Genomic DNA, 13,838 nt, shown 5'->3' on the forward strand with positions numbered 1-13,838 from the left:
GTCTATTTCTGCCGCCTGTTCCAAAGCCGCTCGCCAGTCATCTGGCGGGCGGTTTTCATCTGCCCCTCCGCGCCATCCCCGCGCGGAGGATAAAGCGCAACCGCCCCCACCTTTCGCAGGCGATCGGGATCAAACACGCGGCACGGCAACCCCTTTGGCGCCGGCGCATTGGTCACAACAACATCGCCCGCCGCACAGGTCAGCCCGCGCGCCGCCACCTTGCCGGTGACGTGGCGAATTTTCCACCTGTCGCTCGCATCGGCCCAACGCGCCGCCGCCTGTTCCTGACTGGCCGGATCACCATCATTCTCCAGCCAGTTCATCGCGACAAACCCCGCGCCCTTGGGCTTGCTCAACGCCCGCCCCTCCGGCCCCATAATCCCGACCAAGGCACCGCCATCCGCGATCAACACCGCAGGGCGTTCGACCATCAGCCAAAGCACAAACCCCACCGCCACCGGCCCAATCCCCAACCACCGCGCCCGCCCTTGCCACAATATCAACAGGGCAAACCCCACCGCGAGGATCGGCAGCACCGGCCAATCCGGGCTTGTCACCGTGCCGCGCGCGCCGTCGATCCCCGCCACAAACTCTGCCACCGCCAGAATCCAGCGCACCCCAAGCCCCATCACCCAAAGCGCCGCCGCCTCAAGCCCGAACGGCATCAGGCACGCCGCCAAAACCCCTGCCGGCATGACCAGAACACCCATAATCGGCACCGCCGCTAGGTTCGCGATTAACCCATAGTGGGCAAATTGATTGAAATGCGCCGCCGCCACCGGTGCGGTGGCCAAACCCGCCACAAGCGAGGAGATAACCGTCGCCACGATGGGCCGTGCCCAAACCGGCCCTTGGCCGATCTCCGCATCGCGCAATCCCCGGAACGTCACCACCAACGCCGTCGTTGCTGCAAATGACATCTGAAACCCCGGCCCCATCAGCGCCTCAGGCCACAACAGCAAAACAATCACCGCCGCCAAAGCCACAGACCGCAGCGAGATCACACGCCGATCCGCCACCACCGCCATCAGCCCGACTGCCACCATGACAAACGCCCGCTTGGTGGCGATATTCCCCCCCGACAGCCCCAGATACCCCGCCGCCACCGCAAGGGCGAGGATCGCCGCCACCTTCTTGACCGGAACACGCAAAGCAACCGGCGGAACAAGGTTCATACCCAGCCGAAACACCGCAAACACCAATCCGGTCAGCAACCCCATGTGCAGCCCGGAAATCGCAAGCAAATGCGCAAGGTTCGTGACCCGCAAAGACCGCAATGTCTCCTGCCCTATGCCGCTGCGATCCCCTGACATGATCGCCGCGGCAAAGGCCCCGGGCTCACCCGGCAATTCGCGCTGAACTCGCGCCGACAGGCCAAGCCGCGCTTTCAGCAGGCTCGCCCCGCGTTGAGGCGGCTCAAGAACGAGCAACGGCGTGCGCGAATATCCCACCGCCCCCAGCATCAAAAACCAGCTATGGCGTTGAAAATCAAAGCCCCCGGCTCCACCGGCCCTCCCGGCGGCGACAGATGCGCCGTCACGATCACCCGCGCCCCGGCCTCCGGCACCGCGCCCCCTGCACCATGGAGCGAAACCCGCACCCGCTCGGGCCGCTTGCGCGGCTCGACCCGCGCCAGCACCACCTCATCCAGCAATAGCCGCACTGCACCGCTGCCAGAGCGGTCAATCCCAATCACCCGCCCTTCAACCGGCCCGTAATACCGCCACCCCAACACCGGGCGCTCAACCGTATGCGCGCGAAACGCCGCCACGCCAAACCCCACCCCGATCAGCACCACGCCCCAGATCAGCGGCGTCCAACTGCGCCGCACCAAGAGCGCGACACCGCCCAAAACAGCTATTGCGCCGCCAAGATAAGGGAACACCGCCAATTCCGGTTCGAAACTCAAGCCAAAATAAGCCCCGATCCCAACGGCCAAACACACTGGCGCCCAAGGAAACAAATGCCCCTGCTGCGCCCAAAGCGACATTTCCATTCGTGCCAAAGCGCGCATCCCTTGTCCTTCCCCCTCCGGGTGGATAGACAGGCGCCAAACCTATCCCGTGCATGGTTACCGAAAGATTAACGTCACCAAAGGATTGACGCTGATGACCCAGCCGATTGTCACTCGCTTTGCGCCTTCGCCCACCGGATATCTGCATATCGGTGGCGCTCGAACTGCGCTTTTTAACTGGCTCTATGCCCGTGGCCGTGGCGGGAAATTCTTGCTGCGGATCGAAGACACCGACCGCGCCCGCTCCACCCCCGAAGCGACCGAAGCGATCCTCAAGGGGATGGCGTGGCTCGGTCTCGATCATGATGGCGACGTGGTAAGCCAATTCGAATGCGCCGCCCGCCATGTCGAGGTCGCCAACCAGATGCTCGCCAGCGGCCACGCCTACAAATGCTTCGCAACACAGGACGAAATTCAGGCCTTCCGCGATGCGGCCCGCGCCGAAAAGCGCTCGACCCTGTTTCAAAGCCCGTGGCGCGATGCCGATCCCGCCACCCATCCCGACGCGCCCTTCGCCATCCGCCTGAAGGCGCCGCGCGACGGGCAAACCGTTATCGCCGATCAGGTTCAGGGCGACGTGACGATCCGCAACGACCAACTCGACGACATGATCCTGCTGCGCTCTGACGGCACGCCGGTCTATATGCTTGCTGTGGTGGTTGATGACCACGACATGGGTGTCACCCATGTTATCCGCGGCGACGACCACCTCAACAATGCCGCCCGCCAGCAGCTGGTCTATCAGGCGATGGGCTGGGATGTGCCGGTCTGGGCGCATATCCCGCTTATCCACGGGCCGGATGGCAAGAAACTCTCCAAGCGCCACGGCGCACTTGGCGTCGAAGAATATCAGGCGATGGGCTATCCGGCGGCGGGTATGCGCAACTACCTCGCCCGCTTGGGCTGGAGTCATGGCGACGACGAATTCTTCACCGACACACAAGCGCAAGAGTGGTTCGACCTGCCCGGAATCGGCAAATCCCCGGCGCGCTTCGACTTCAAAAAGCTGGAAAACATCTGTGGTCAGCACATCGCCGCAAGCGATGATGCTGCACTGCTGCAAGAGCTTCACGCGTTTTGGGCCGCTACCGGACAACCCGCGCCCGATGACACAAAAATTTCATTGTTAGGCGCGGCCATGCCGGTGCTCAAAGAACGGGCCAAGACCTTCCCCGAACTCCTTGAAAAGGCTCACTTTGCCTTGGCCGAACGCCCGATCGAAGTCGAAGAGAAAGCCGCGAAGAACCTGGACACTGCATCCCGTGGTATACTCAGTCAATTGACGCCGCACCTGCAAAATGCTAGCTGGACGCGCGGTGATCTGGAAACACTTTTGAACCAGTTCGCCGAAGAGCAACAAACCAAGTTTGGCAAGCTCGCCGGGCCTCTGCGCGCCGCTCTGGCTGGACGCGCGGCAACGCCCAGTGTGTTTGACATGATGTTGGTACTTGGGCGTGACGAAACCATTGCCCGGCTCACCGACGTGACATAGTGGATTTCTTTCGAAGTTTACCTTCTGGAAAGCCACACGACCTAGAACTGCCACGCGCACCCGCGCACTCAGACGCACGAAATGAGGAAGGATAACTCCATGACAGACAGCACCAAAACCGCCACCCTAACGATTGACGGAAAATCTTACGAGCTGCCTGTCCTGTCGCCAACGGCCGGGCCGGACGTGCTCGATATCCGCAAGCTTTACGCACAGGCCGGCGTGTTCACCTATGATCCGGGCTACACCTCGACCGCGTCCTGCGACAGCACCATCACCTTCATTGATGGCGACAAGGGCGAGCTTTTGCACCGCGGGTATCCGATCGACCAACTCGCCGGTAAATCGCATTATCTCGAAGTTTGCTACCTGCTGCTCTACGGCAATCTTCCCTCCGCGACCGAGCTTGAAGATTTCGAAGACCGCGTGACCCATCACACAATGGTTCACGAGCAGATGCACAATTTCTTCCGTGGCTTCCGCCGCGATGCGCACCCGATGGCCACAATGGTTGGCGTCATGGGCGCCATGTCCGCTTTCTATGCCGACAGCGCCGATGTAAGCGACCCGTGGCAGCGCGAAGTCGCCTCGATCCGCCTGATTGCCAAAATCCCGACGATTGCGGCCATGGCCTATAAATACTCGGTCGGTCAGCCCTTCGTTTATCCGCGCAATGATCTCGATTACGCGTCGAACTTCCTGCATATGTGCTTCTCGGTCCCGGCCGAAGAATATGTGGTCGATCCGATCCTCGCCCGCGCGATGGACCGTATCTTTACCCTGCACGCCGATCACGAGCAGAACGCCTCGACCTCGACGGTCCGCTTGGCATCCTCCTCCGGCGCCAACCCATTCGCCTGTATCGCGGCTGGTATCGCTTGTCTCTGGGGCCCGGCCCACGGCGGCGCGAACCAAGCCTGCCTTGAAATGCTCAAGGAAATTGGCACCCCCGATCGCATCCCCGAATTCATCGCCCGCGCCAAGGACAAGAACGATCCGTTCCGCCTGATGGGCTTTGGCCACCGCGTTTACAAAAACTTTGACCCGCGCGCCAAAGTGATGAAGCAATCCGCAGACGAGGTGCTCGACCTGCTCGGCGTTGAAAACAACCCGATCCTGCAAGTCGCCAAAGAACTCGAAGCCGCCGCCCTCGCCGATCCGTATTTCTCCGAGAAGAAGCTCTTCCCGAACGTCGATTTCTATTCGGGCATTATCCTCGAAGCGATGGGCTTCCCGACGTCGATGTTCACCCCGATCTTCGCTCTATCGCGCACCGTCGGCTGGATCTCGCAGTGGAAAGAACAGTTCTCCGATCCGGCGCATAAAATCGGCCGCCCGCGTCAGCTTTACCTCGGCGAAACCGAGCGCGCCTATACGGACGTCGAAAACCGCTAACCGTCAGGCGAAGCCAAAAAACATTAAGCCCCGGTCAGCGCGACCGGGGCTTTTTCTTTTGGTAAACTCATCAATCTGGCCACGCACAGCCCGCGCTTACCGCCCTTCGAAATGCACCTTGCGCTTTTCAAGAAAGGCGACAACCCCCTCGACAAAATCGCGGCTCTTCCCGGCTTTGCCCTGCAATTTGGCCTCCACGCCAAGCTGCTCGTCAAACCCGTTGCTCCAACTGTCGCGGATCGCCTTCTTGGTAAGCTCAAACGCCCGCGTTGGCCCATTGGCAAGGAAACTCGCCCGCGCCTTCCACTGCGTTTCGAATTCAGCATCCGGCACCGCTTCCCAGATCATACCCCAGTCATCGGCCTGCCGGGCGCTGATCTTTTCGGCAAACAGAGCAGCCCCCATTGCCTTGGCCCCACCCATATTGCGCGGCAGCCAATAGGTGCCCCCGGCATCGGGGATCAAGCCAATCCGCGTAAAGGCCTGCATGAAATAGGCGCTCTCGCTGGCAATCACCACATCCGCCGCCAAAGCGAGGTTCGCCCCCGCCCCCGCCGCCGGACCATTCACCGCAGCAATCACCGGCATCGGAAGCTCGCTGATCGCTTTCAGCAATGGGTTGTACTCGTCCCGCAACCCCCGTTCCAGATCGAGCCCGCCAATATTGGCATCCCCCAAATCCTGCCCTGAGCAGAACGCGCCCCCCGCCCCGGTGATCACAACCACCCGCGCGCCATCCTTCTCCGCATGATGCAGCGCATCGGGAATTTCCGCCCGCATCTGCTCGGTCAGCGCGTTCATCTTGTCGGGTCGGTTCAGCGTGATGACACAGATGTTGTCCTCAAGCGTGCTGGTGATGGTCTTATAATCCACGGCGGGCCTCCTCGAAATCTGGTTCCGAGCACTCAAGCCCATTCCCCCGCCAGATAAAAGCGAATTTTGGCCTCAGCCCTTCATGATCTCGTCCAGCCGCTTGGCCTCATCCGCGCTCAGCTGTGCCTCACCCGGAGCTGTGCTCGCCGAACGTCGCCGCAAGTAGAACAGCCCGCCAATCACGGCAAGGATCAACATGATCGGCCCGGCAAGATACAGCACCATGTTGCTGCCCCCCGCTAGCGGTTTGAGCAGGATATACTCGTTATATTTATCAACCAGATGCGCCACGACCTCTTGGTCGGTCTTTCCGGCGGTCAACTGCGCCCGCACTTCCAGCCGCAAATCACGCGCCAGCGTCGCGTTGCTGTCGTCAATGTTTTCATTGCGACAAACGAGACAGCGCAAGCCCTTGGAAATCTCCCGCGCCCGCGCCTCAAGTGCGGGATCGTCAAGGATCTCATCGGGTTGCACCGCAAAAACCGGCGTCGCCAGCAACAGCAAAACAAGGACAAAACGCTTCATTCCGCCGGCACCCCGCCAACCCGCGCCTTGCGCGCGCCCGCCGCCACCCGGTAGCGCCGGTCAGAAAGCGACAGCGCCCCGCCAATCGCCATCAGGATCGCACCGCCCCAGATCCAGTTCGCCAGCGGCTTGTAATAGGTCCGCATTGCCCAGCCCCCGCCGTCCTGCGGATCGCCGATCACCACATAAATGTCGCGCAGAAATCCGTTGTCGATAGCGGCTTCGGTGGTCGGCGTGCCTTGAACCGGATAAAACCGTTTCTCCGGCGTCAGCGTCGCAATCTCGGCCCCGCCTTGCGACAGCCGCACAATCCCCATCGTCGACACGTAATTCGGCCCCGGCAGGCGCTCTACCCCCTCAAGGGTCAGCGTATACCCCGCCAGATCAAAGCTCTCGCCCTTTTGCACCACGCGGATGTCCTCGGCCTCCCACGCCAACAGCCCGGCAATCCCGGCCATCGCCACGCCCAGCCCGCCATGGGCAACCGCCTTGCCCCAATCGGCACGCGGCAGACGCATCAAGCGGCCCAAACGCCCGGCCGACCTGCGCCCCGTGCGCGACAGGATATCCGTCACCGCCCCGGCCACCAGCCACGTCCCCAGCATCAAGCCAATTGGCCCAAGCGCCGTGCGCTCTTCCTGCATCGCCCAGATCAGCGCGCCAACGGCAAGAACCACAAGCGCCGCAGGCACCAGCGAGCGGAGCACCCGCCCCACCTTTGCCCGCTTCCATGACAACATCGACCCAACCGGAAGCAACACCCCAAGCGCCACCATAAACGGCGTGAACGCCTGATTGAAAAACGGCGCCCCGACCGACAGCTTGCGATCAAAAAACATCTCTGAAACCAGAGGCCAGATGGTGCCGACAAACACCACAAACGCCGCCACGCCCAACAAGATGTTGTTCGCCACCAGCGCCGATTCCCGGCTCACCATGCCAAAGACGCCCTTGGCCTCCATCGCACCGGCCCGCGCCGCAAAAAGCGTCAACGCCCCGCCGACGAAAACCACAAGGATCAGCAACAGGAACACGCCCCGCTCCGGGTCCGTGGCAAAGGCATGCACCGATGTGATGATCCCCGACCGGGTGATAAACGCGCCCACAAGGCTGAACCCGAAGGCAATGATCGCCAGCAAAACGCTCCAGCTTTTAAGGCTCTCGCGCTTTTCAACCACGATCGCCGAATGCAACAGCGCCGCCGCGATCAACCACGGCATAAAGCTCGCATTTTCCACCGGATCCCAAAACCAAAACCCGCCCCAGCCAAGCTCGTAATAGGCCCACCAAGAGCCCAGAGCGATCCCGATGGTCAGGAAAATCCACGCCGCCAACGTCCAAGGCCGCACCCAACGCCCCCAGGCCGCATCGACACGCCCCTCGATCAACGCCGCAACCGCAAAGGAAAACGCCATCGAAAGGCCAACATAGCCGAGGTAAAGAAACGGCGGATGAAACGCGAGGCCCGGATCCTGCAACAACGGGTTCAGATCGGCGCCATCAAACGGCGGCACGTCAAGCCGCAAAAACGGGTTCGAGGTGAACAGGATAAAGGCGAAAAACGCCGCCCCGATCATCCCCTGAACCGCGAGAATCCGCGCCTTCAACGTCGGAGGAAGATTGCCCCCGAACCACTGTGCCATCGCGCCAAACAGCGTGACAGTCAGCACCCAAAGCAACATCGAGCCTTCGTGATTCCCCCAAACCCCGGTGATCTTATAGAGCATCGGCTTGGCCGAATGGCTGTTGTTGGCCACAAGCTCAAGCGTGAAATCCGAGGTGACAAACCCGTACATCAACGCGCAAAACGCCGTCAGCGTCATCAGGAACTGCATGTTCGCACCGGGTTCGGCAAACGCCATCCAGCCGGGCCATCGCTTATGCGCCCCGACAAGCGGAATCACCGATTGCATCAATGCGATCACAAAGGCCAGGATCAGCGCGAAATGTCCAAGTTCTGCTATCATGCCCCCGTTATATGCCGCGTCGCGGTGTGGGCCAACGACAATCGGCGGCTTTGAGCGATCACATTGTCGCGGGGGGCGGCCTCGTCATCTCGCGCCGTCATAGCGCGTTGTTCTATCGTGCCGGACTAACGCCCCTGATCCGCGCTACGCTGCCACGCTTCCAGCGCCGGGTTCACCTCCGGTCGAAGCGCGTCTCCCCCCTGCACGACATCATGCCCGGTCTGCCCGATACCGGGGCTGCGCGCGCCCCGCTCCAACGCATCCAGTGCTTCAAGGTTGCCCACCACCTTCGGCACTTTGGCCAAGGTGCGGGTGATCTGCTCGTGAAAAGCCTGCCCCTTGGCTTGATGGCGCGCGCCGAAATAAAAACTGACAATCGCCCCCAACAACCACCAGAGCGGTTCCGGCACCAAGGCGATCCCCTGCATCCGCGCTGCAAACCACACCGGGTCCACCATCGCCGCAACGAACAACCCCAACGTCCCAAGCGCCAAGGCCGGGCGCGGCAGGCGGTTGATCCCATCCATCACCCGATCAAACCGCCCACGCTGCGGTGTTTGGAACTCGGCTCCGAATTGACCCAACGCCGCGTTTTGCATCGCGCTCGCACGACGCCCTGCGGCTTCGGCATTTTCCTGAAACACTTCAACTGTTTCACGTATCACATTGCGCCCATTGCCAAAAATAAGGCTCAACAATCCATCAATCACCCCCATCTCGCCACCCTTTCCCGAAACGCCTTGCTGCTCAGATGATAGGCCGGTGAAATAAAATCTTCGGCGCGCCTGATCCACCCGCCCTTGCCGCCCGCCCGCGTGCGGGCATATTTGCGGCTTTTCGGACGCCGATCAGCCAGTCGAAAATAATAATTGCGCCGCGCGATCCCATAGGCATCGGCAAACCGCACCGCCCCCGCGCCGCCGCCCTATGCGCCGCCTGCGCCGTCTGCGGCCCGATCACACCATCGACGGCCACGTCAAAGCCCATATCGCACAACAGGCGCTGCAAAATCCGCACCGCATTGCCGCCCGCGTTGACATACATATCAAACACCGACGGCTGCACCGCGTCCGGCAGCGTATCAATCCGCGGCGCGTGGAAATAATGCCGAATGAAAATCTCGACCGCCTGCGCCCGACTCAAAAGCCGCACATCGCGCACATCCACATCCCCGTCACGATCAAGATCCAGCCCCAAGCGCCGCATCGTGTGGATGGTCACCCCGAAATTCGTCGCGCCCCCCGGATCATCCGGGTCATTCACAAACCCACCTTCGCGGGCAACGATCTCTTCGGCAATAGCGGCTACGGTTTTCACGCTCAAACCTCCCTCAATCAGGAGGCAAACCCTGCCTAAAACCGGTTAACGAATGGCTTAACTACCGTCCGGTTCCTTGTAGACACCCTGTTCCTTAAGCGCGTCGACAACTTCCTTGGGCATATAGCTTTCGTCATGTTTGGCAAGAATTTCAGAGGCTTGGAACACACCGTTGATGTATTTCCCGGTGCCGATCATACCTTGGTTCTCGGCAAACAGGTCCGGCAACACGCCCTTATAGGCAACCTTCACGACCTTGCCACCATCGGTCACATTGAATGTCACCGTCTCGCCCTGACCGCGCACAAGGCTGCCCTCTTCGACAAGGCCGCCAAGGCGAAACACCTCCGCCTCGGTTGGCGGTTCGGCCATCACCTGACTGGGCGAGCGAAAGAAATTGATCCCGTCGCGCATCGCATAGCCGATAAGCGCGGTTGAAATCACCAAAGCCACAGCCGCCAGCACAATCACCTGCACCCGGCGCTTTTTTTTCAAACCCATCATCGCTTGGCCCCTCTCAAGAGAAACTTGGCTGGTTTACGGAAAACACGGCGCAAGCATCAGCCCGCGCGTCTCCTCTTCACCTAACATCAGGTTCGCATTCTGCAAGGCCTGACCGCTGCTACCTTTTGTCAGGTTATCAAGCGCCGCAATCACGATTGTGCGCCCCGAAATCCGGTCCGCGGCCACCCCGATATGACAGAAATTCGATCCCCGCACATGATGCGTGCTTGGCGTCTCGCCCATCGGCAACACCTCAATAAACGGCTCATCTCCATAGGCCGCAACAAAGGTCTCATGGATCGCACCAGCCTCGCCCGAGACATAGCCCGTGGCCAAAATCCCGCGGTTCACCGGGATCAAATGCGGCGTGAACTGGATCTTCACCTCGCGCCCGGCAATCTTGCTGAACTCCTGATCAAACTCGCCCAGATGCCGGTGCGTGCTGCCCACAGCATAGGCGTTGTAGCCCTCGGACAATTCCGCATGCAGCAGGTTTTCCTTCAAACTCCGCCCGGCGCCGCTCACCCCGCATTTGAGGTCAAGGATGATATCGTCCAGCCCGATCACACCCGCCGCAATCAACGGCCGCAGCGCAAACTGCCCGGTTGCCGCGTTGCACCCCGTGCCCGCCACCAGACGCGCGTCGCGAATCTCCTCGCGGTAAAACTCGGTCAGCCCATAGACCGCCTCGCCCTGCATCTCGACGGCGCTATGCGGGTTGCCATACCATTGTTCATAGGCGTCAGGATCACGCAGCCGGAAATCCGCGCTCAGATCGACAATCTTCAAATCCTTCGGCAGCCCCGAAATCACCTCTTGCGAGGTCTTATGCGGCAACGCACAAAAACACAGGTCAATCGCCGAGAAATCAATCTCGTCAAAGCTCACCATATCGGGCAGGTTCAGATGTCGCAGATGCGGGAAAACCTGAGCAAGGCTCTGCCCGGCCTTAGAAAACGCACCCAATGCGGCAATTTCCATGCCGCCATGGGTTGCAATCAGCCGGATCAATTCGGCGCCAGTATATCCGCTGGCTCCCAGAATGGCGATTTTATGGGTCATTTGCCCTGCTTTCCTGCATCCAAAATACTGCGCCTTGCTATTGCCTTTGCCGCCCACGGTCAACGTGCCCGTTGCACGCCCGGCTTTGCCCACTATGCTGCCCGTTACATCACCATCCGGGCATAGCACGTGGAAACCATCAAAACCTTGTTCAGCATCAAAGACGGCACCGTTGGCGGCGGCTTGATCCTGTTGCTTATTGGTGGGCTTCTTGCCGGGCTGGGCCGGATGCTCCTCTGGGCGAACCAAGACCGTCGCGAGCGGCGCAAACGGCTGGAACTGGAACAACACGAACAGGCCCGCGCCGCGCGCGAGCGCGAACAACACCTGCGCGAGGTGATCGTCGATGTGATCTTGCATGCCGAATTTGACCGCGAAAGCGTGGCCCGCATTACCAACGCGACAAGCATCGCCGCCATGAAAGAGGTGATCGCCGCAACCGAGAAATACCGCCCCTTTGTCGCCTATGAGGAACGCGATCTCACCTTTGACGACTATCGCGGTATCCGCCGTCAACTCGACACCCCGCTGATGGTTGCCTGTGACCGCTTCTTTGACCTCTCGCAGCTGTTTCAAGCCTACTACAAAAAGCTCGCCAGCGACGATTTCGTCGCCCTCAGCATCCCGCGCAAACACAGCGCGCTTGATACGCTGGTCGATATCGGCGCGCGGGTCGAACGCGCCTATGAGACCGTGTCGCAAAAAATGCAGACCTCCCCGATCAGCGCCGAGATCTACGGCGAAGTCACCGCGATCCTGCCAGATCCCAAAGGCATCCCCAAAAACAACAAAACCGCCCAGATTTCCCCGGACGGTGCTTCAAACTCTCAATAGTCCCCCAAACGCACCAAAATTGGCGCATCAGGCGTGGTCGTCATACGATCGGCGGCAGTGGTCCAGACATGTGATCTCTCCTCTTCCTACACACCCTATATAGGCATTCCGTTACCAAATTTCAAACCCCGCGGGCCTTACGCCGCCTCGAATTCGATCTTCTGACGCAGGAACTGCGTGGCGCGGTTGCTCACCTGCTTGGCATCGCCCGTGGTTATAAATTTCGACACCTCCCCGGTGCCGCGCATCTTGGGGTGCCGATCAAGGTAATCCGCAAGGCTTTCCGCCACAAGGTTCGCTTGGCTATAGACGCTCACCTGCGGGCCCAACGCCGCCTGAAATTCCTTTTCCATCAACGGATAATGGGTGCAGCCCAAAATCGCGGCCTGAGGCTCAGGCATCTTGCGGCGCAACGCGTCGACATGGCTGCGCACCAACGCCTCGGCAAGGATCATGTCCCCCTCTTCGATGGCATCCACCACCCCGCCACAGGCCTGCGCCTCAACGTCCACGCCAATCGCACGAAACGCCAGCTCGCGCTGAAACGCGCGGCTCGCCACCGTTGCGGGCGTCGCAAACAGCGCGACATGCTTCACCGCAACCTCGCGCGGCGGCGAGTTATCGCCCCACTCACGCTCGGTCAACGCCTCGATCAGCGGCACAAACACGCCCAGCACGCGCTTGTCCGCAGGGATCCAGCTTTCCTGCATCCGGCGCAACGCCGCCGCGCTGGCCGTGTTGCACGCCAGAATGACCAGATCACAGCCCTCGGCCCAAAGCCGCTCAACCGCGCCACAGGTCAGCTTGTAAATATCATCGGCATCCCGCACCCCATAAGGCGCATGGGCGTTATCGCCATAGTAAACGAATGCCTCATCCGGAAGCCGCTTGCGCGCCGCATCCAAAACGGTCAGACCACCAAGCCCGCTGTCGAAAATACCTACTGCCATTTGCCCTATCCGCGCCCTACGCGCGATGCTTGTCCTCAAACTCAAAGCCGGTCTGGCTCAGATCCAGCGGCCTTGGAGAAAGCTCATAGGTCGATTTGCGCAGAAAATCCATCATTGCTTTCGTGTCCCTTGCGCGGGCCTGCAACTCTGCCTGCGCAATGGGCGCCCCGATCACAACATCCACATCGCTGTCCACGCGTTTGGCGAATTCCTTCATCAACAGCCCCATGCGCAGCGTATAATGCAAATGGCTGGCGATCTGAAACAAACGGCTGGTTGATCCGTCAAAGAAAACAGGCACCACTGTCGCGCCGGATTTTGCCACCATCTTGGCCGTGAACCCGCGCCAACCAGGGTCAAGCGCGCGCGAAAACGGCGTCTGCGCCGTGCTGACCGTGCCGCCGGGGAAAATCCCGATCGCACCGCCGTCCTTGAGGTATCGCAACGCCTCCTTGCGGGTCGCCAAATTCTCCCTCACCGCCTCTTTCGTCTCATCAAAGGAAACCGGCAGGATCACGCGGTTCAAATCCTCGGCCTTGCGAAACACGCTATGGGCCAGAATGCGAAAATCCGGGCGCGTCCGGCTCAGGATATGACCCAACATCAACCCGTCCAGAATGCCATAGGGATGATTGGCAATCAGGATAAGCGGCCCCTCGCGCGGAATGTTTCCAAGGCTCCCCGCCGCGATATTGAGCTTCAACCCATAGCGGTCGACCATCACCTGCCAAAAATCGCGCCCCTCGGCGATCTCGGTCTCATAGCCCTTGGCGCGGCGGATCAACTTGATCCGCCCGGTGGCATTTTCCATCAGACGGATCATCGCGCGCCCGCTGCGGGTTTCGGCGGAATGCGCGTAAGAGAGGTCTCGGGCGATATGGCGATTGTGGATCATCAACATCTCG

Annotated in this window: 11 protein-coding genes and 2 pseudogenes; 3 read left to right on the top strand and 10 right to left on the bottom strand. The window is 60.7% G+C overall.

What is annotated here, in order from left to right; genetic code table 11:
* Nucleotides 1-2: 2 nt before the first annotated feature.
* Nucleotides 3-2,014 (bottom strand): annotated as a pseudogene (locus tag N4R57_10365) (ComEC family competence protein).
* A 94-nt stretch (nucleotides 2,015-2,108) separates the two neighbouring features.
* Between N4R57_10365 and gltX the strand changes: the two are divergent.
* Both gltX and N4R57_10375 read left to right on the top strand, forming a co-directional pair.
* Complete coding sequence (gene gltX, locus N4R57_10370; GenBank protein ID UYV39361.1) at nucleotides 2,109-3,506, top strand: glutamate--tRNA ligase; 1,398 nt, start codon at nucleotides 2,109-2,111, stop codon at nucleotides 3,504-3,506.
* 99 nt (nucleotides 3,507-3,605) lie between these two features.
* A complete protein-coding gene (locus N4R57_10375) occupies nucleotides 3,606-4,901 on the top strand; it encodes a citrate synthase (GenBank protein UYV39362.1) in 1,296 nt (431 codons plus the stop codon).
* Nucleotides 4,902-4,997: 96 nt separating this feature from the next.
* Here N4R57_10375 and N4R57_10380 read toward each other — a convergent pair whose 3' ends face one another.
* The 7 genes and pseudogenes from N4R57_10380 to argC form a co-directional block, all read right to left on the bottom strand.
* Complete coding sequence (locus tag N4R57_10380) at nucleotides 4,998-5,774, bottom strand: enoyl-CoA hydratase-related protein (protein ID UYV39363.1); 777 nt, start codon at nucleotides 5,772-5,774, stop codon at nucleotides 4,998-5,000.
* A 72-nt stretch (nucleotides 5,775-5,846) separates the two neighbouring features.
* Entirely contained in the window at nucleotides 5,847-6,299 is a 453-nt protein-coding gene (locus tag N4R57_10385) for a cytochrome c-type biogenesis protein CcmH (protein ID UYV39364.1), read from the bottom strand.
* The gene (locus tag N4R57_10390; protein ID UYV39365.1) at nucleotides 6,296-8,266 is read right to left on the bottom strand and encodes a heme lyase CcmF/NrfE family subunit; all 1,971 of its coding nucleotides are present in this window, start codon (nucleotides 8,264-8,266) and stop codon (nucleotides 6,296-6,298) included. Before N4R57_10390 ends, N4R57_10385 begins: the two co-directional genes overlap by 4 nt.
* 125 nt (nucleotides 8,267-8,391) lie before the next feature.
* Nucleotides 8,392-8,982, bottom strand: a complete 591-nt coding sequence (locus N4R57_10395; GenBank protein UYV39366.1) for a holin family protein — start codon at nucleotides 8,980-8,982, stop codon at nucleotides 8,392-8,394.
* Nucleotides 8,973-9,583 (bottom strand): annotated as a pseudogene (locus tag N4R57_10400) (holin-associated N-acetylmuramidase). Before N4R57_10400 ends, N4R57_10395 begins: the two are co-directional and overlap by 10 nt.
* A gap of 57 nt (nucleotides 9,584-9,640) precedes the next feature.
* Nucleotides 9,641-10,087 carry a cytochrome c maturation protein CcmE gene (gene ccmE / locus N4R57_10405; GenBank protein ID UYV39367.1) on the bottom strand — a complete coding sequence of 149 codons (447 nt, stop codon included), beginning with the start codon at nucleotides 10,085-10,087 and terminating at the stop codon, nucleotides 9,641-9,643.
* A gap of 33 nt (nucleotides 10,088-10,120) precedes the next feature.
* A complete protein-coding gene (gene argC, locus N4R57_10410; protein UYV39368.1) occupies nucleotides 10,121-11,149 on the bottom strand; it encodes an N-acetyl-gamma-glutamyl-phosphate reductase in 1,029 nt (342 codons plus the stop codon).
* Between the two features lie 129 nt (nucleotides 11,150-11,278).
* Here argC and N4R57_10415 point away from each other — a divergent pair, with 129 nt between their 5' ends.
* Nucleotides 11,279-11,983: a hypothetical protein gene (locus tag N4R57_10415; protein UYV39369.1), complete on the top strand. Its 705-nt coding sequence runs from the start codon at nucleotides 11,279-11,281 to the stop codon at nucleotides 11,981-11,983.
* 137 nt (nucleotides 11,984-12,120) lie between these two features.
* Here the strand turns inward: N4R57_10415 and murI are convergent, their stop codons facing one another.
* Together murI and N4R57_10425 are read right to left on the bottom strand one after the other, a co-directional pair.
* The gene (murI, locus tag N4R57_10420; protein ID UYV39370.1) at nucleotides 12,121-12,933 is read right to left on the bottom strand and encodes a glutamate racemase; all 813 of its coding nucleotides are present in this window, start codon (nucleotides 12,931-12,933) and stop codon (nucleotides 12,121-12,123) included.
* Nucleotides 12,934-12,949: 16 nt separating this feature from the next.
* Nucleotides 12,950-13,828: a lysophospholipid acyltransferase family protein gene (locus tag N4R57_10425; GenBank protein ID UYV39371.1), complete on the bottom strand. Its 879-nt coding sequence runs from the start codon at nucleotides 13,826-13,828 to the stop codon at nucleotides 12,950-12,952.
* Nucleotides 13,829-13,838 lie beyond the last annotated feature (10 nt).

The organism is Rhodobacteraceae bacterium D3-12 (assembly GCA_025916135.1).
Taxonomy (GTDB): Bacteria; Pseudomonadota; Alphaproteobacteria; order Rhodobacterales; family Rhodobacteraceae; genus JAKGBX01.